Here is a 15562-nt window from a genome sequence, read left to right as displayed (position 1 = left end):
AGAGCAATGACTCTAAAAATCCAGGCAGACCAATAACAATCGGTGCTGCGCCATGTCTGCCCACGTTGCCTACCTGCAAGACTCCCAGGCGCTGGATCAACTCCAGGACCTGTTCGACGCCCAACGGCGCGCCTACGCTGCCCACCCGATGCCGCCAGCGGCACAGCGCCAGCAGTGGCTCAAGGCCTTGCGGGATTTGCTCAGTGATGAGCGCCAGGCACTGATCCATGCGATCAGCCAGGATTTCAGCCACCGCAGCGCCGACGAAACCCTGTTCGCCGAACTGATGCCCAGCCTGCATGGCATTCACTACGCCAGCAAACACCTCAAAGGCTGGATGAAACCTTCCCGCCGCGCTGTAGGCCTGGCCTTTCAACCCGCGTCAGCCAAAGTCATTTACCAACCGCTGGGTGTGGTCGGCGTGATCGTGCCGTGGAATTACCCCCTGTACCTGGCGATCGGACCATTGGTGGGCGCATTGGCGGCGGGCAACCGGGTGATGCTCAAGCTCAGCGAATCCACACCTGCCACCGGCGAACTGCTCAAGACATTGCTGGCCAGGATTTTCCCCGAGGACCTGGTGTGCGTGGTACTGGGCGAGGCCGAAGTGGGCATGGCGTTTTCCAAGCTGCGCTTCCATCACCTGCTGTTTACCGGCGCTACCAGTATTGGCAAGCATGTGATGCGCGCCGCTGCCGAACACCTCACGCCGGTCACCCTGGAACTGGGCGGCAAGTCGCCGGCCATCGTCTCCGCCGACGTGCCGCTCAAGGACGCCGCCGAGCGCATCGCCTTCGGTAAGGCCCTGAACGCCGGGCAAACCTGCGTGGCCCCGGACTACGTGCTGGTGCCGGAGGACCGCGTGGAGGGTTTCGTCGAGGCCTACAGCAAGGCGGTTCGCGGGTTTTATCCGACGCTGGCCGACAACCCGGACTACACCGCTATCATCAACGAGCGGCAACTGGCCCGGCTCAATGCCTACGTCAAGGACGCCACCGACAAGGGCGCCACCTTGGTTCCGTTGTACGACCAGGGCCAGGCACGGCGCATGGCCCATAGCCTGCTGCTGAATGTCAGCGATGACATGACCGTGATGCAGGACGAAATCTTCGGCCCGGTACTGCCGATCGTGCCTTATCGCGGCATCGACCAAGCCTTTGCCTACATCAACCAGCGCCCTCGCCCGCTCGCCCTGTATTACTTCGGCTACAACAAACGCGAGCAGGACCGGGTACTCCACGAGACCCACTCCGGCGGTGTCTGCCTGAACGACACCCTCTTGCACGTGGCCCAGGACGACATGCCGTTTGGCGGCATCGGCCCTTCGGGCATGGGCCACTACCACGGCCATGAAGGGTTCCTGACGTTCAGCAAGGCCAAGGGCGTGCTGGTGAAACAGCGCCTGAACGCGGCGAAATTGATCTACCCGCCCTACGGCAAATCGATCCAAAAACTGATCCAGAAGTTGTTTGTCCGCTGACACCGCCACCCACGGGATAACAATAACAATGAACCCTAGCCTCACGGATTCACCCGCGCTGTCGCGGCGCGGCGTCTTGAAAATCGGTCTGTGCGCCAGCGCCTTCCTGGCCACGGCCGGGCTGGGCGCCAGCCTCAGCGGCTGCTCCAGCAGCACCCCGGCCAGCGGCTATGCCATGTTGCGCAGCAGTGACCTGCCGTTTCTGCGCGCGGTGATCCCGGTACTGCTCGAAGGCGTGGCCAGCGCCCAGGATGTGGTCGCCGGGATTGAAGACACGTTGAAAAAACTCGACTACAGCCTGCAGCACCTGTCGCCGGAGATGTTCAAGCTCACCCAACAGCTGTTCGATGTGCTCGGCATGGGCATTACGCGCGGGCCGTTGACCGGTATCTGGGGCAGTTGGGAAAACGCCAGTAGCGAGCAGATCCGCAACTTCCTGCACCGCTGGGAAAACAGCTACCTGAACCTGCTGCGCATGGGCCAGGGCTCACTGCTCAAGCTGGTGATCATGGCCTGGTACTTCCGGCCGGCGTCTTGGGCGCATTGCGGTTACCCCGGCCCGCCGAAGATCTGAATTGCATCCCTCACAATAAAAACAAGAGACGACCCTGATGCCCGTACCCGATCTGTTCCGCGACGGCCTGGCCCGCGGCTGGAAAACCCACAATGGCGCCGCCCTCGACAGCGACCTGACCCTGGAAGCCGACGTGGCCATTATCGGCAGCGGCGCCGGTGGCGGCACCACTGCCGAGATCCTCAGCGCCGCCGGCTACAAAGTGCTGTTGATCGAAGAAGGCCCGCTCAAGACCAGCAGCGACTTTAAGCTGCTGGAGGACGAGGCCTACGCCAGCCTGTATCAGGAAGGTATCGGTCGCATGAGCAAGGACGGCGCGATCACCATCCTGCAGGGCCGTGCGGTGGGTGGCACCACGCTGATCAACTGGACCTCCAGCTTCCGCACCCCGGACGCCACCCTTAGCCATTGGGCCAGCGAGTACGCGATCAAAGGTCACAGCAGCGCGGAGATGGCACCGTGGTTTGAAAAGATGGAGCAGCGCCTGGGCATCGCGCCGTGGGCCATCCCCCCGAATGCCAACAATGATGTGATCCGCAAAGGCTGCGAAAAGCTCGGCTACAGCTGGCATGTGATCCCGCGCAACGTGCGTGGCTGCTTCAACCTGGGTTATTGCGGCATGGGCTGCCCGGTCAACGCCAAGCAGTCGATGCTGGTGACCACCATTCCGTCCACCCTGGAAAAAGGCGGTGAACTGCTCTACCTAGCGCGCGCCGAGCACCTCAAATACAGCGGCGACACCATCAGCAGCCTGGAATGTGTGGCGATGGACGAACGTTGCGTGGCGCCTACCGGGCGCAAGATCACCGTCAAGGCCAAGCATTACGTGCTGTCGGGCGGCGGCATCAATAGCCCGGCACTGTTGCTGCGCTCGGGCACCCCCGACCCGCATTCGCGGCTGGGCAAGCGGACCTTTTTGCATCTGGTGAATTTCTCCGCCGGGCTGTTCGATGAGGTGATCAACCCGTTCTACGGCGCGCCGCAGTCGATCTATTCCGACCACTTCCAATGGCAGGACGGCACCACCGGCAAAATGTCCTACAAGCTGGAAGCACCGCCCCTGCACCCAGGCTTAGCCAGCACCTTGTTCGGCGGCTATGGCACGCAGAACGCCTTGGACATGGGCCAATTGCCGCATACCCACGCCATGCTCGCGCTGTTGCGTGACGGCTTTCACCCCGACAGCCAGGGCGGCAGCGTGGACTTACGCGGTGACGGTACACCGGTGCTCGACTATCAGGTCTCACCCTATGCCTGGGACGGCCTGCGCCGGGCCTTTCACAGCATGGCCGAGATTCAGTTCGCGGCGGGCGCCAAGTCGGTCAAGCCCATGCACCACGACGCGCAGTTCGTGAACACCTTGGCCGAGGCGCGTAGCGTGATTGACGGTTTGAGCCTGGAATTGCACCGGACAACCCTGGGCAGTGCCCATGTGATGGGCGGCTGTGCCATGGGCGAAGATCCCAAAAACGCGGTGGCTGACAGCCTCGGTCGCCATCACCAGTTGCGCAACCTGTCGATCCACGATGGCTCGTTATTCCCCACCAGTATTGGGGCTAACCCGCAATTGTCGGTGTACGGATTAACCGCTCAATTGGCGACAGCCTTGGCCGAACGTCTGAAAACAGCGTGAAAAAACACGCCATTCGCGGTGTCTATACGGCTTTCTTATGCATAAGTTGACTTGGCCGACCGGGATGGCTGCGATACCATCCGGTTCCCCAACGGACTCCGCCAGGACGACGCGATGAACCGAGTGTTGTACCCAGGTACCTTCGACCCGATTACCAAAGGCCATGGCGATCTGGTCGAACGCGCCTCTCGCTTGTTCGACCATGTGATCATCGCAGTCGCGGCCAGCCCCAAGAAAAACCCGCTGTTTCCCCTGGAGCAGCGCGTGGAGCTGGCGCGTGAGGTCACCAAGCACCTGCCTAACGTGGAAGTGGTGGGCTTTTCCACGCTGCTCGCACATTTCGCCAAAGAGCAGAACGCCAATGTGTTCCTGCGTGGCCTGCGCGCGGTGTCGGACTTCGAATACGAATTCCAGTTGGCCAACATGAACCGCCAACTGGCGCCGGACGTGGAAAGCCTGTTCCTCACGCCGTCGGAGCGTTATTCGTTCATTTCCTCGACGTTGGTGCGTGAAATTGCCGCTTTGGGCGGGGATATCACCAAGTTCGTGCACCCGGCCGTGGCTGATGCGCTGACGTTGCGATTCAAGAAGTAAGACCGCTCAATCGGCGCCCGCTCGCACTGCGGGCGCCAATGCGGCACAATTGCGCGCATTAGTTTTCAGATGCCTTGGCTGACAGCCCTGGCAGGAGTCTCCATGTCCCTGATCATCACCGACGATTGCATCAATTGCGACGTCTGCGAACCCGAGTGCCCGAACGCCGCCATCTCCCAGGGCGAAGAGATCTACGTGATCGACCCTAACCTGTGCACCCAGTGCGTCGGCCACTACGACGAGCCGCAGTGCCAACAGGTATGCCCGGTCGATTGCATTCCGCTGGATGAAGCTCATCCGGAGTCGGAAGAGCAGTTGATGGAGAAGTACCGGAAGATTACCGGTAAGGCCTGAAGTCCTTCAGGGCCTCATCGGGGGCAAGCCCTCTCCCACTTGATTTGTGAATACGTTCAAAATGTGGGAGGGGGCTTGCTCCCGATAGCGATATCAGCCCTCACACAGCAATCAGCTCTGGCACCTGGGGCAAAACACACTCGCCCGCTGCCCCAGCACCACATTGCGCAGCTCAGTCCCGCAGACCTTGCACGCCTCGCCACCGCGGCCGTAGACGAACAACTCCTGCTGGAAATACCCTGGCTGCCCATCACCCCCGATAAAGTCCCGCAACGTGGTGCCGCCACGCTCGATCGCCGCCGCCAGAATGCGCTTGATCTCGATCGCCAGCTTCACATAACGCCCGCGTGAAATACCGCCGGCCGCGCGACGCGGATCAATCCCCGCCGCAAACAACGCTTCAGTCGCATAGATATTGCCCACGCCCACCACCACCGCGTTGTCCATGATGAACGGCTTCACCGCCATCGACTTGCCGCGCGACAGTTGAAACAAACGCTCGCCGTCAAACAGCTCGGTCAACGGCTCCGGCCCCAGGCGCAGCAGCAGCTCGTGGTTGTGCGGGTCCTGGCTCCAGAGCATCGCGCCGAAACGCCGAGGGTCGGTGTAGCGCAGGGCCAGGCCGGATTCCAGCTCAATGTCCACATGTTCATGCTTGGCCGCCGGCATGCCGACTTCAACCAGGCGCAAGTTGCCCGACATGCCCAGGTGGCTGATCAAGGTGCCCACTTCGGCATTGATCAACAGGTACTTGGCGCGCCGCTCCACCAACACGATGCGCTGGCCGGACAGGCGCACATCGAGGTCTTCCGGGATCGGCCAGCGCAGGCGCCGCTCACGCACCACCACGCGGCTGACCCGCTGGCCTTCCAGGTGCGGCGCAATGCCGCGCCGGGTGGTTTCGACTTCTGGTAACTCAGGCATGTGTACCTCGTGAAGGGGGGATCAGTGCGCGCCCAGTTCGCGGATCGACAACTTCAGGCTTTCGAAGTCGTAGTCCGACAGGCCCACGTAGTCCAGCACCAGGTGGCCAATGGCATTCCACTCATGGTCCACCGACTGGTTGCCCAGCACGCGGCAGGACGAGCAGATGTGCTCGGCCATCTTCAGGATCGCCAGCAGGTTTTTCAGCTGCGGATTGCGCGACGACTCATCACTGAACACCGCCAGGGCGTTGTGGTGGTTGGCGATGGCGTCGGTTACATGCTCCGGCAGGCGCCAGGATTTGGCGGTGTAGTAGCCAACCACCGCATGGTTGGTGTTGAACGCATTGTTTTCGGTGTCGACCACGCGGCAGTCGGGGCCGGCATTGGCGTAGGCCTGTTCCAGCACCGTCATGTAATTGGGGAAGCGCTTGAGCATCAGCGGCACGCCGCAATCGTGGAACAGCCCCAGGGCATAAGCCTCGTCCACCGCCTGGGCGCCGGTTCGCTTGGCCAGGGTCAGGCAGGTCATGGCCACGTCCTGGGCGGTGTCCCAGAAGCGGTTGAGGGTGACGATGGTGTCGTCGCTCATCTCGCCCCTGATCGACAGGGCGTTGATCAGGTTGATAATCGACCGGCTGCCCAGCAGGTTCACCGCGCGCTGGATCGAGGCGATCTTGTTGCTCAGGCCGTAATAGGACGAATTGACGATCTTCAGCAGCGCGCCGGACAGGCCCGGGTCTTGGGAGATCAACCGCGCGATCACTTCCAGGTCCGGGTCGGGCATGTACTGCTCCATCTGCAAATCCACCATGATTTGCGGCTGGGGCGGCACGCTGATGCCTTGCAGGGCCTGCTGGATCTGTTCGGCGGTAAGCTCTTGGGACATAAGTACACACTCTGGGCTAGGTGGGGATTCTAACCCCGATGGGAAGCTCACCGACACCTCAAAACCGGATTGGAACCGGACCAAATGTGGGCGCCAGCTCCCACATGTCCGGCGGCGCGGCCAACAACGACACAACACGGTATACTCCCGCTCTTTTTTCCGGAGCGACGTCATGTCCCTGCCAAGCCTGCGTCTCAAAGCCAACGCCGATCGTCGTTTGCGCAACGGCCACCTGTGGGTCTACAGCAACGAAATCGACGTGGCCGCCACCCCTCTTCACGGCTTCCAGGCAGGCGACCAGGCTATCCTGGAAGCGGCCGGCGGCAAGACCCTCGGCATCGTGGCCATGAGCCCGAACAACCTGATCTGCGCACGCCTGCTGTCGCGCGACATCAAGTTGCCCCTGGACAAGTCGCTGCTGGTGCACCGCATCAATGTCGCCCTGTCCCTGCGTGATCGCCTGTTCGACAAGCCGTTCTACCGCCTGGTCTACGGCGATTCCGACCTGCTGCCGGGCCTGGTCGTCGACCGTTTCGGCGACATTCTGGTGGTGCAGATCGCCTCGGCGACCATGGAAGCCCATAAGGAAGACGTGATCGCCGCACTGACCCAAGTGCTCAAGCCGAGCGGCATCCTGTTCAAGAACGACTCCGCCGCGCGCGACGCCGAAGGCCTCAACCGCTACGTCGAAACCGTGTTCGGCCTGGTGCCGGAGTGGGTCGCGCTGGAAGAAAACGGCGTGAAATTCGAAGCCCCGGTGATCCAGGGCCAGAAAACCGGCTGGTTCTACGACCACCGCATGAACCGCGCACGCCTGGCCCCATACGCCAAAGGCAAACGTGTACTCGACCTGTACAGCTACATCGGCGGCTGGGGCGTGCAAGCCGCGGCCTTCGGCGCCAGTGAAGTGTTCTGCGTCGACGCCTCGGCCTTCGCCCTCGATGGCGTGGAGCGCAACGCCGCGCTGAACGGCGTTGCCGAGAAGATGACCTGCATCGAAGGCGACGTCTTCGAAGCCCTCAAGGAATTGAAAGCCAGCGAAGAACGCTTCGACGTGATCGTCGCCGACCCACCGGCCTTCATCAAACGCAAAAAAGACATGAAGAACGGCGAAGGCGCCTACCGCCGCCTGAACGAGCAAGCCATGCGCCTGCTCAGCAAGGACGGCATCCTGGTCAGCGCCTCGTGCTCCATGCACCTGCCGGAAGACGACCTGCAAAACATCCTGCTGACCAGCGCCCGCCATCTGGACCGCAATATCCAGATGCTCGAGCGTGGCGGCCAGGGTCCGGATCACCCGGTGCATCCGGCGATTGTCGAGACGCGGTACATCAAGAGCATTACGTGCCGGTTGTTGCCCAATAGCTAAGACGTGAACCCTCTGTAGGAGCGAGCTTGCTCGCGAAAAACGCATATACAACGCGGGCTACCTGATAGCGCTGCGTTATCGTTGACGTTCTTCGCGAGCAAGCTCGCTCCTACATTGCTACGGGAAGCCTCCCACAGTAGTTTTGATTGAATTCCACTTTTCGCAGACTAGTATCGGTTTCTGGTTTTACTTCGGAAAACAAAAACAATGTCTGGGCCCACCCTCTCGCGCTTCATCCTCATCACCTGCATTTCACTGATCAGCTTCTTCCCGATCAATATCCTGCTCCCGTCGTTCCCAGCCCTGTCCGCCCGATTCGACACGCCCAGCGCAGACATCGCGCTGTCCATCAGCCTGTTCACCCTGGTCTTTTCCATCTCCCAACTGGTCGCCGGCCCGCTTTCAGATAAATGGGGACGCAAGGAAGTGCTGCTCGGCTGCATCACGCTGTCGATCCTCGGGGCGATAGGCTGCGCAATGGCCCCGGATTACCTGACCTTCCTGCTGTTTCGCTCTGTACAGGCCATGGGCTGCGGCTTCTTCGTATTGGGCCATGCACTGGTGGAAGACCTGTTCGACGAACAGGACCGAGCCCGGGTGCGCCTCTATTACATGACCCTGAGCGGCTCGTTTGTCGCGCTGTCGCCGCTGATCGGCTCCTGGCTGCAAACCACCTTCGACTGGCAAGGCAGCTTCTATGGGTTTGCGCTGATGGCATTGGGCATGTTGATCCATGCGTTTTGCATCTTGCCTTCCAGGGCTGCCAGCCCGCACCGCGCGCCCGCCTCGATCCTCGGCACGCTCAAAGCCGTCGCCGCCAATCGCGACTTCCTGCGCTACTGGTGGATCGCCGCCCTGGTGTTTGCCTGCTACTTCGCCTTGATCAGCGTGACACCGCTGATTTTCATGGACGCGCTGAAACTGTCCGAGTACCAGTACGCGCTGGTGCTGATGGTGTACGGCGTGGCCTACCTGCTCGGCGGCGTGGCGGCGTCGTACCTGCAAAAACGCATGGCGCTGTCACGGCAAATCAATATCGGTCTTGGGTTACTGCTCGTCGCCGGTGTGCTGCTGACGCTGGTCGTCAGCTTTGACGCGATCACCACCGTGACCCTGCTGATTCCAATGCTGATCAGCGCCCTGGCCGTCACCCTGGTCCGGCCCGCCGCGATTTCCGCAGCGATGCTGTTGTTCTCTAGCAGCGCTGGCACGGCGGCGTCGGCGGGCAATAGCATCATGTTTCTCACGGCCGCCATCAGCAGTGCGGCCCTGGCACAAACCGGAACGCATCTGCTGCTGACCATTGCGGTCAGCTTCATCGTGCTCAGCCTCTGGGGCTGGTTGACGAATTTACGAGTCGGGCGCTAACGCCTGCCCCTGTAGGAGCGAGCTTGCTCGCGAAAAACTCATCGGCGACACGGACTACCTGATAGCGCTGCGCTATCGTTGACGTTCTTCGCGAGCAAGCTCGCTCCTACAAGTGAAGGTGCGTCATAGCCAGATGGCATCCCATAGTGGGTACAGGCCAATGTGCTCGACCAAACCAGCACGCAAAGGATTCGCGACGATATAGCGAGCCATTGCTTTCAAGTCCTCCTCACGACGCAATGCCCGATCGAAATAGCCTTTTTGCCAAAGCGTCCCATAGGAACCCCTCGCACTGTTTATCGCGCGGGCACTTCGCGACTTGGTTATTCGCATCAACCTTGGCAAGTCGCCATTGTGCAGTTCGACCAGCCAATGAAAATGGTCAGGCATCACGACCCAGGCCAGCGAGGTCGCCTCACCGTCTTCCTGAGCTTTCCTGAATTCGCTGACGAGCAGGCGACCCATGCGCCAGTCCTGAAAAACTGATTGCCGTTGGTAGGTAACAGCCGTGATCAGGTACACGCGGCCAGATTCTGAATAACGCCCGGTGCGTAGCCGATAGGCATTTTGTTGCGTGGACATTCCGTCGTCCTCTTCTGTGATTGGAAGAGAAACGGTAGGAGGCACAACATCCAAAGGCCTTTAAACAGTGGTTCTGAATATGTCTTGCCTGTGTAGGAGCGAGGGGGACGCCTAGTTCTTGCTCGCGAAAAACTCATCGGCGACACGAACTACCTGACAGCGCTGCGTTATCGTTTACGTTTTTCGCGAGCAAGAACTAGGCGTCCCCCTCGCTCCTACAGGAAGACGGTGTAGAATCGGGCCTATTCATCGCCAGTCATCCCCCGGCGGGTTTATGAGCTCAAGGCCAATGCGCACGGCGATCCCGTCACGTTTGCGGCAACTTCCGGACACCAGTGCCATTTTTCGGGTGTTCCAGACGTCAATAGAAGCTCACTCCCCTTTGATACCTGATTAGCCGCCCGGAGTGCTCAAATGCCCGATTACCGCTCGAAAACATCCACCCACGGCCGCAACATGGCCGGCGCCCGCGCATTGTGGCGTGCCACGGGGATGAAAGATGACGACTTCAAGAAGCCGATCATCGCGATTGCCAACTCGTTCACCCAGTTCGTACCGGGCCACGTCCACCTCAAGGACCTGGGCCAACTGGTCGCCCGCGAGATCGAACGCGCTGGCGGCGTGGCAAAAGAATTCAACACCATCGCCGTGGACGACGGCATCGCCATGGGCCATGACGGCATGCTGTACTCGTTGCCGAGCCGCGAGATTATCGCCGACTCCGTGGAGTACATGGTCAACGCCCACTGCGCCGACGCCATCGTCTGCATCTCCAACTGCGACAAGATCACCCCCGGCATGCTGATGGCCGCCCTGCGCCTGAACATCCCGGTGATCTTCGTTTCCGGCGGCCCGATGGAAGCCGGCAAGACCAAGCTTGCCTCCCATGGCCTGGACCTGGTCGACGCCATGGTCATCGCCGCCGATTCCAGCGCTTCTGACGAGAAGGTCGCGGAATACGAGCGCAGCGCCTGCCCGACCTGCGGTTCGTGCTCCGGCATGTTCACCGCCAACTCGATGAACTGCCTGGTCGAAGCCCTCGGCCTGGCGTTGCCGGGCAACGGGTCGACCCTGGCCACCCACAGCGACCGCGAGCAATTGTTCCTGCAGGCCGGCCGCACCATCGTCGAGCTGTGCAAGCGCTACTACGGCGAGAACGATGAGTCGGTGTTGCCGCGCAACATCGCCAACTTCAAGGCGTTCGAAAACGCCATGACCCTGGACATCGCCATGGGCGGTTCCACCAACACCATCCTGCACCTGCTGGCCGCTGCCCAGGAAGCCGAGATCGATTTCGACCTGCGCGACATCGACCGTCTGTCCCGCCATGTGCCGCAACTGTGCAAAGTCGCGCCGAACATCCAGAAGTACCACATGGAAGACGTGCACCGCGCCGGCGGGATCTTCTCGATCCTCGGTTCCCTGGCCCGTGGCGGCTTGCTGCACACCGACCTGCCGACCGTGCACAGCAAATCCCTGGCCGAAGGCATCGCCAAGTGGGACATCACCCTGACTGACGACGAAGCCGTGCACACCTTCTTCAAGGCTGGCCCGGCCGGTATCCCGACCCAGACCGCGTTCAGCCAGTCGACCCGTTGGGACACCCTCGACGACGACCGTGAAAACGGCTGCATCCGCAGTGTCGAACACGCCTACTCCAAAGAAGGCGGCCTGGCCGTGCTGTACGGCAACATCGCCCTCGACGGCTGCGTGGTGAAAACCGCCGGTGTGGATGAATCCATCCACGTCTTCGAAGGTCGCGCCAAGATCTACGAAAGCCAGGACAGCTCGGTTCGCGGCATCCTTGCCGACGAAGTGAAGGAAGGCGACATCGTCATCATCCGTTACGAAGGCCCGAAAGGCGGCCCGGGTATGCAAGAGATGCTCTACCCGACGTCGTACCTGAAATCCAAAGGCCTGGGCAAAGCCTGCGCCCTGCTGACCGACGGCCGCTTCTCCGGCGGCACCTCGGGCCTGTCCATCGGCCACGCTTCGCCTGAAGCTGCTGCCGGCGGCGCGATTGGTCTGGTGCAGGATGGCGACAAGGTACTGATCGACATTCCGAACCGCTCGATCAACCTGCTGATCAGCGATGAAGAGCTGGCGGCACGCCGGGTTGAGCAGGACAAGAAAGGCTGGAAGCCGGTAGAGAAGCGTCCGCGCAAAGTCACTACCGCGTTGAAGGCTTACGCCCTGCTGGCCACCAGTGCCGACAAAGGTGCTGTGCGTAACAAGGCAATGCTCGACGGCCTGTAAACCTCGCCCATAAAAATGCCCCGCCACGTGCGGGGCATTTTTTTGCCTGGAGATAATTCCCCAAACAAAGGAGATCAACTGTGGGAGCGGGCTTGCTCGCGAATTGCGGTGTGCCAGTTACTGAATAAGCTAGCTGATCCACCGCCTTCGCGAGCAAGCCCGCTCCCACATTTTTGACCGAGTCCAGCCGTACTTACTGAATCTCGTCCGGCTTGACGATCACCCAGTTCTTGTCCGCCGTCACCGGCAACCCTTCCTTGGCCTGGGCCGCCGCATGCTTGGCGATCATGCCGTTGAGTTGGGTCATGTATTTGTCCTTGCGGTTGATCCACAGGTGGATGCCGCCCTTGGCCACGTCCACATCGTGGAACAGCATGTAGCCGTCGCTGGTCGGCGTATCGCCACCGACGATCACCGGTTTTTTCCATTCGTCGATGTAGGTCAGGATTGCCGCGTGCTTGCCGGCCATCCAGGTGGCCGGGGTCCACAGGTAGGGGGTCAGCTCCAGGCCGAGGTTGGCTTTTTCGTCGTATTTGCCGGCGGCGATCTGTTTGCGTGCGGTGGTCAGTTCGCCGGTCTTGCGGTCCTTGAGCAAGGTCGTCACGCCGATGACATTCTCGGGTTTGACGTTGTAACCGTATTTCGGATCAGCCGCGACCATGCGCACCAGTTCCTCTGATGCGGCGGTCATCACGTAGACCTCAATGCCGTTTTCCATCAGCTTGTTGTAAAGCTCGGCCTGGCCGGTGAAGACTTTCGGCGGCTGTACCTCGGATGTCTTCACCACGTCGCCTTCGAAGTAGCTGACCGGCACCGGCTTGCCGGAGGCCATCAACTCATCCACCTGGACCTTGAGTTCCTTGAGGGTGAAGCCTGCAAACACCTGCGCGACCCATGGGTAGCAGACCATGTCGTCGACTTCGCAGAGGCGGTAGTAGTAACTGAACAGACTTTCCTTATGGTCGGCGGTGTCTTTGAACGGCATAAGCTTGAGCGACGGATCGAGGCTGTCGCGGGTGATCAGGCCCTTGTTTTCCATGTAGGGCAGCAGGGACTCTTCGAGGTCGTAGCGGTAGCTGGTGTTGTCCATGTCGAACACCGCGAAATTACCCTTGTTGGCGTTCGCGGCGATCATCTCGTTCAGTTGTTTGGCGGCAGGTGCCGGCCAGTGTTTCAACTCGGTGGCGGCGAACGCCTGACTGGCGAGTCCGAGGCAGAATGCGGCGACTAGTAGTTTCGGCGCGAGCTTCATAGGCGTTGTCTCCCTGAGTGAAAGACATGAACGCTAACAAATCCCTGTGACAGTTCCCAACACAAGCACGACGGTGCGCGTCCTGATTCCGTCACGGGCGTATGCCTGAGCGTCAAACGCTTATTCCAAAAACGACAGTCACCATTCCATATTGGTATTAAATCAATATATTTCAAGCTGTTAGGATTTCCGGTTCGCAATCGCAGGCTCACGCGATTGGCTGCCCTCTCAACGGAGCTTCAATGAATTTGCCCCTGATCCTCAACTTACTGGTGTTCGTGGCCCTGTTGCTGGGCCTGGCACAAACCCGCCGCACAAACTGGAGCCTCGCCAAGAAGGTCCTGTTCGCGCTGGTGCTTGGCGTGGTGTTTGGTGCGGCGTTGCACGCTATTTATGGCGACGGTAACCCGGTCCTCAAGGCGTCCATCGGCTGGTTCGACCTGGTCGGCAACGGCTACGTGCAATTGCTGCAAATGATCGTGATCCCGCTGGTATTCGCCTCGATCCTCAGCGCCGTGGCGCGCCTGCATAACGCCTCGTCCCTGGGCAAGATCAGCTTCCTGACTATCGGTACGCTGCTGTTCACCACCGCCATCGCAGCGCTGATTGGTATCGGCCTGACCAACCTGTTCGGCCTCACCGCTGAAGGCCTGGTGGCTGGCACCCAGGAAATGGCGCGCCTGCAAGTGATCCAGAACGATTACGCGGGCAAGGTTGCCGACCTGAATATCCCGCAGTTGCTGCTCTCGTTCGTGCCCGCCAACCCGTTCGCCGACCTGGCGCGGGCCAAGCCGACGTCGATCATCAGCGTGGTGATTTTCGCGGCATTCCTCGGGGTTGCCGCACTGCAACTGCTCAAGGATGACGTGGAAAAAGGCCAGAAAGTCATCAACGCCATCGACACCCTGCAAGCCTGGGTGATGCGCCTGGTGCGCCTGGTGATGAAGCTGACCCCGTACGGTGTACTGGCGCTGATGACCAAAGTGGTCGCTGGTTCCAACCTGCAGGACATCATCAAGCTCGGCAGTTTTGTCGTGGTGTCGTACCTGGCCCTGGGTCTGATGTTCGTGGTGCACGGCCTGCTGCTGTCCCTGGCCGGGATCAACCCGCTGCGCTTCTTCCGCAAGGTCTGGCCAGTGCTGACCTTTGCCTTCACCAGCCGCTCCAGCGCGGCGGCCATCCCGCTGAGCATTGAAGCGCAGACCCGCCGCCTGGGCATCCCGCAATCCATCGCCGGCTTCGCCGCCTCGTTTGGCGCGACCATCGGCCAGAACGGCTGCGCCGGTCTCTACCCTGCCATGTTGGCGGTGATGGTAGCACCGACCGTGGGCATCAACCCGCTGGACCCGCTGTGGATCGCGACCCTGGTAGCGATTGTGACCCTCAGTTCGGCCGGTGTGGCGGGCGTGGGCGGCGGCGCGACCTTCGCCGCGTTGATCGTGCTCCCGGCCATGGGCTTGCCGGTGTCACTGGTGGCGCTGCTGATTTCCGTGGAGCCGCTGATCGACATGGGCCGTACGGCGCTGAACGTGAATGGTTCGATGACGGCGGGGGCAATTACCAGCCAGATCATGGGGCAGACGGATAAAGCGTTGTTGGATGCGGATGAGCATGCGGAGTTAGCGCAGGCCTGATAGGCCGCCATCGGGGGCAAGCCCCCTCCCACAGTTGATCGAGTTCCAACATGAGAATGCGGTCGAGTGTGGGAGGGGCTTGCCCCCGATGGTTTTAGGCTTTTTCCCAGACTTCGAAGTTGTAAGCCGGCTTATCACCTTCGGCGGGGTTCGGCAGATTGGAAACCAACTTCCACTGGCTCGCATCAAACGCCGGAAACCACGCATCCCCTTCCGGGCTCAGCGCCACGCGCGTCAGGTACAGGCGATCCGCCTGTTCCAGCCCCTGCGCATATAACTGCGCGCCGCCGATGAGCATCAGCTCATCCACGCCCTGCTCCAGCGCCCAGGCTTCAGCCCGCGCGACGGCGGCATCGAGTGACGGAAAAACTTCCGCACCTTCAAGCACCAGATCGGTCTGACGACTGACCACCAGGTTCAAGCGCCCCGGCAGCGGTCGGCCCAGGGAGTCCCAGGTCTTGCGCCCCATGATGATCGGCTTGCCGAGCGTGGTGGCCTTGAAGTATTTGAAATCCCCCGGCAAATGCCAGGGCATGCTGTTGTCGACGCCGATCACGCGGTTTTCACCGAGGGCTGCGATCAGGCTTAAAGGGAGAGTTTTTTTCATGGCGACGAGAATACCAGAGCCACGAACCAGCGGTTATGCTCCAAGCT

Annotated in this window: 14 protein-coding genes; 9 read left to right on the top strand and 5 right to left on the bottom strand. The window is 60.9% G+C overall.

The genetic code is table 11. From position 1 onward, the window contains the following. The first annotated feature begins 52 nt into the window (after positions 1-52). The 5 genes from AD670_RS02275 (at position 53) to AD670_RS02255 (ending at position 4635) form a co-directional block, all read left to right on the top strand. Positions 53-1480 (top strand): coniferyl aldehyde dehydrogenase, encoded by a 1428-nt coding sequence (locus AD670_RS02275; protein WP_053127962.1) that lies wholly within the window; start codon positions 53-55, stop codon positions 1478-1480. Positions 1481-1508: 28 nt separating this feature from the next. Further along, positions 1509-2054, top strand: a complete 546-nt coding sequence (locus AD670_RS02270; RefSeq protein ID WP_053127960.1) for a hypothetical protein — start codon at positions 1509-1511, stop codon at positions 2052-2054. 37 nt (positions 2055-2091) lie between these two features. Beyond that, on the top strand, positions 2092-3687 hold the full coding sequence (locus AD670_RS02265) for a GMC family oxidoreductase (protein WP_053127958.1): 1596 nt from the start codon (positions 2092-2094) through the stop codon (positions 3685-3687). 114 nt (positions 3688-3801) lie between these two features. After that, positions 3802-4281: a pantetheine-phosphate adenylyltransferase gene (coaD, locus tag AD670_RS02260; protein ID WP_003176711.1), complete on the top strand. Its 480-nt coding sequence runs from the start codon at positions 3802-3804 to the stop codon at positions 4279-4281. A 102-nt stretch (positions 4282-4383) separates the two neighbouring features. Next, positions 4384-4635, top strand: a complete 252-nt coding sequence (locus AD670_RS02255) for a YfhL family 4Fe-4S dicluster ferredoxin (RefSeq protein ID WP_008364838.1) — start codon at positions 4384-4386, stop codon at positions 4633-4635. Positions 4636-4746: 111 nt separating this feature from the next. Here AD670_RS02255 and mutM read toward each other — a convergent pair whose 3' ends face one another. Together mutM and AD670_RS02245 are read right to left on the bottom strand one after the other, a co-directional pair. Beyond that, a complete protein-coding gene (gene mutM / locus AD670_RS02250; protein ID WP_053127956.1) occupies positions 4747-5559 on the bottom strand; it encodes a bifunctional DNA-formamidopyrimidine glycosylase/DNA-(apurinic or apyrimidinic site) lyase in 813 nt (270 codons plus the stop codon). Positions 5560-5580: 21 nt separating this feature from the next. Then, the gene (locus AD670_RS02245) at positions 5581-6393 is read right to left on the bottom strand and encodes an HDOD domain-containing protein (protein WP_172681436.1); all 813 of its coding nucleotides are present in this window, start codon (positions 6391-6393) and stop codon (positions 5581-5583) included. A 226-nt stretch (positions 6394-6619) separates the two neighbouring features. Between AD670_RS02245 and AD670_RS02240 the strand changes: the two genes are divergently transcribed. Beyond that, complete coding sequence (locus tag AD670_RS02240; RefSeq protein ID WP_053127951.1) at positions 6620-7816, top strand: class I SAM-dependent rRNA methyltransferase; 1197 nt, start codon at positions 6620-6622, stop codon at positions 7814-7816. Positions 7817-8023: 207 nt separating this feature from the next. Beyond that, positions 8024-9184 carry an MFS transporter gene (locus AD670_RS02235; RefSeq protein WP_053127949.1) on the top strand — a complete coding sequence of 387 codons (1161 nt, stop codon included), beginning with the start codon at positions 8024-8026 and terminating at the stop codon, positions 9182-9184. Between the two features lie 123 nt (positions 9185-9307). On the opposite strand, the gene AD670_RS02230 is transcribed toward AD670_RS02235, so the two are convergent. Next, positions 9308-9766, bottom strand: coding sequence for a transposase (locus AD670_RS02230; protein WP_053127946.1), 459 nt, complete (start codon positions 9764-9766; stop codon positions 9308-9310). 414 nt (positions 9767-10180) lie between these two features. On the opposite strand from AD670_RS02230, the gene ilvD reads away from it, so the two are divergent. Further along, positions 10181-12022, top strand: a complete 1842-nt coding sequence (gene ilvD, locus AD670_RS02225) for a dihydroxy-acid dehydratase (protein WP_053127945.1) — start codon at positions 10181-10183, stop codon at positions 12020-12022. Positions 12023-12215: 193 nt separating this feature from the next. On the opposite strand, the gene AD670_RS02220 is transcribed toward ilvD, so the two are convergent. Continuing rightward, on the bottom strand, positions 12216-13274 hold the full coding sequence (locus AD670_RS02220; RefSeq protein ID WP_053127943.1) for a hypothetical protein: 1059 nt from the start codon (positions 13272-13274) through the stop codon (positions 12216-12218). Positions 13275-13516: 242 nt separating this feature from the next. On the opposite strand from AD670_RS02220, the gene AD670_RS02215 reads away from it, so the two are divergent. Next, positions 13517-14908, top strand: coding sequence for an L-cystine transporter (locus tag AD670_RS02215; protein WP_053127941.1), 1392 nt, complete (start codon positions 13517-13519; stop codon positions 14906-14908). A gap of 94 nt (positions 14909-15002) precedes the next feature. Here the strand turns inward: AD670_RS02215 and AD670_RS02210 are convergent, their stop codons facing one another. Then, positions 15003-15515: a dihydrofolate reductase gene (locus AD670_RS02210; protein WP_053127939.1), complete on the bottom strand. Its 513-nt coding sequence runs from the start codon at positions 15513-15515 to the stop codon at positions 15003-15005. Between the last annotated feature and the right edge of the window lie 47 nt (positions 15516-15562).

Origin of the sequence: Pseudomonas sp. MIACH (assembly GCF_001269925.1) — a bacterium.
In the GTDB taxonomy this organism is placed as follows: domain Bacteria; phylum Pseudomonadota; class Gammaproteobacteria; order Pseudomonadales; family Pseudomonadaceae; genus Aquipseudomonas.
Note: the sequence above shows the minus strand (reverse complement) of the source record. Positions and strands in the feature narration are given on the sequence as shown.

Bases quoted from the DNA above. Each gene is read 5' to 3' on its own strand.
- AD670_RS02275 (WP_053127962.1), top strand. From the start codon at position 53: ATGTCTGCCCACGTTGCCTACCTGCAAGACTCCCAGGCGCTGGATCAA.
- AD670_RS02270 (WP_053127960.1), top strand. From the start codon at position 1,509: ATGAACCCTAGCCTCACGGATTCACCCGCGCTGTCGCGGCGCGGCGTC.
- AD670_RS02265 (WP_053127958.1), top strand. From the start codon at position 2,092: ATGCCCGTACCCGATCTGTTCCGCGACGGCCTGGCCCGCGGCTGGAAA.
- coaD (WP_003176711.1), top strand. From the start codon at position 3,802: ATGAACCGAGTGTTGTACCCAGGTACCTTCGACCCGATTACCAAAGGC.
- AD670_RS02255 (WP_008364838.1), top strand. From the start codon at position 4,384: ATGTCCCTGATCATCACCGACGATTGCATCAATTGCGACGTCTGCGAA.
- mutM (WP_053127956.1), bottom strand. From the start codon at position 5,559: ATGCCTGAGTTACCAGAAGTCGAAACCACCCGGCGCGGCATTGCGCCG.
- AD670_RS02240 (WP_053127951.1), top strand. From the start codon at position 6,620: ATGTCCCTGCCAAGCCTGCGTCTCAAAGCCAACGCCGATCGTCGTTTG.
- AD670_RS02235 (WP_053127949.1), top strand. From the start codon at position 8,024: ATGTCTGGGCCCACCCTCTCGCGCTTCATCCTCATCACCTGCATTTCA.
- AD670_RS02230 (WP_053127946.1), bottom strand. From the start codon at position 9,766: ATGTCCACGCAACAAAATGCCTATCGGCTACGCACCGGGCGTTATTCA.
- ilvD (WP_053127945.1), top strand. From the start codon at position 10,181: ATGCCCGATTACCGCTCGAAAACATCCACCCACGGCCGCAACATGGCC.
- AD670_RS02220 (WP_053127943.1), bottom strand. From the start codon at position 13,274: ATGAAGCTCGCGCCGAAACTACTAGTCGCCGCATTCTGCCTCGGACTC.
- AD670_RS02215 (WP_053127941.1), top strand. From the start codon at position 13,517: ATGAATTTGCCCCTGATCCTCAACTTACTGGTGTTCGTGGCCCTGTTG.
- AD670_RS02210 (WP_053127939.1), bottom strand. From the start codon at position 15,515: ATGAAAAAAACTCTCCCTTTAAGCCTGATCGCAGCCCTCGGTGAAAAC.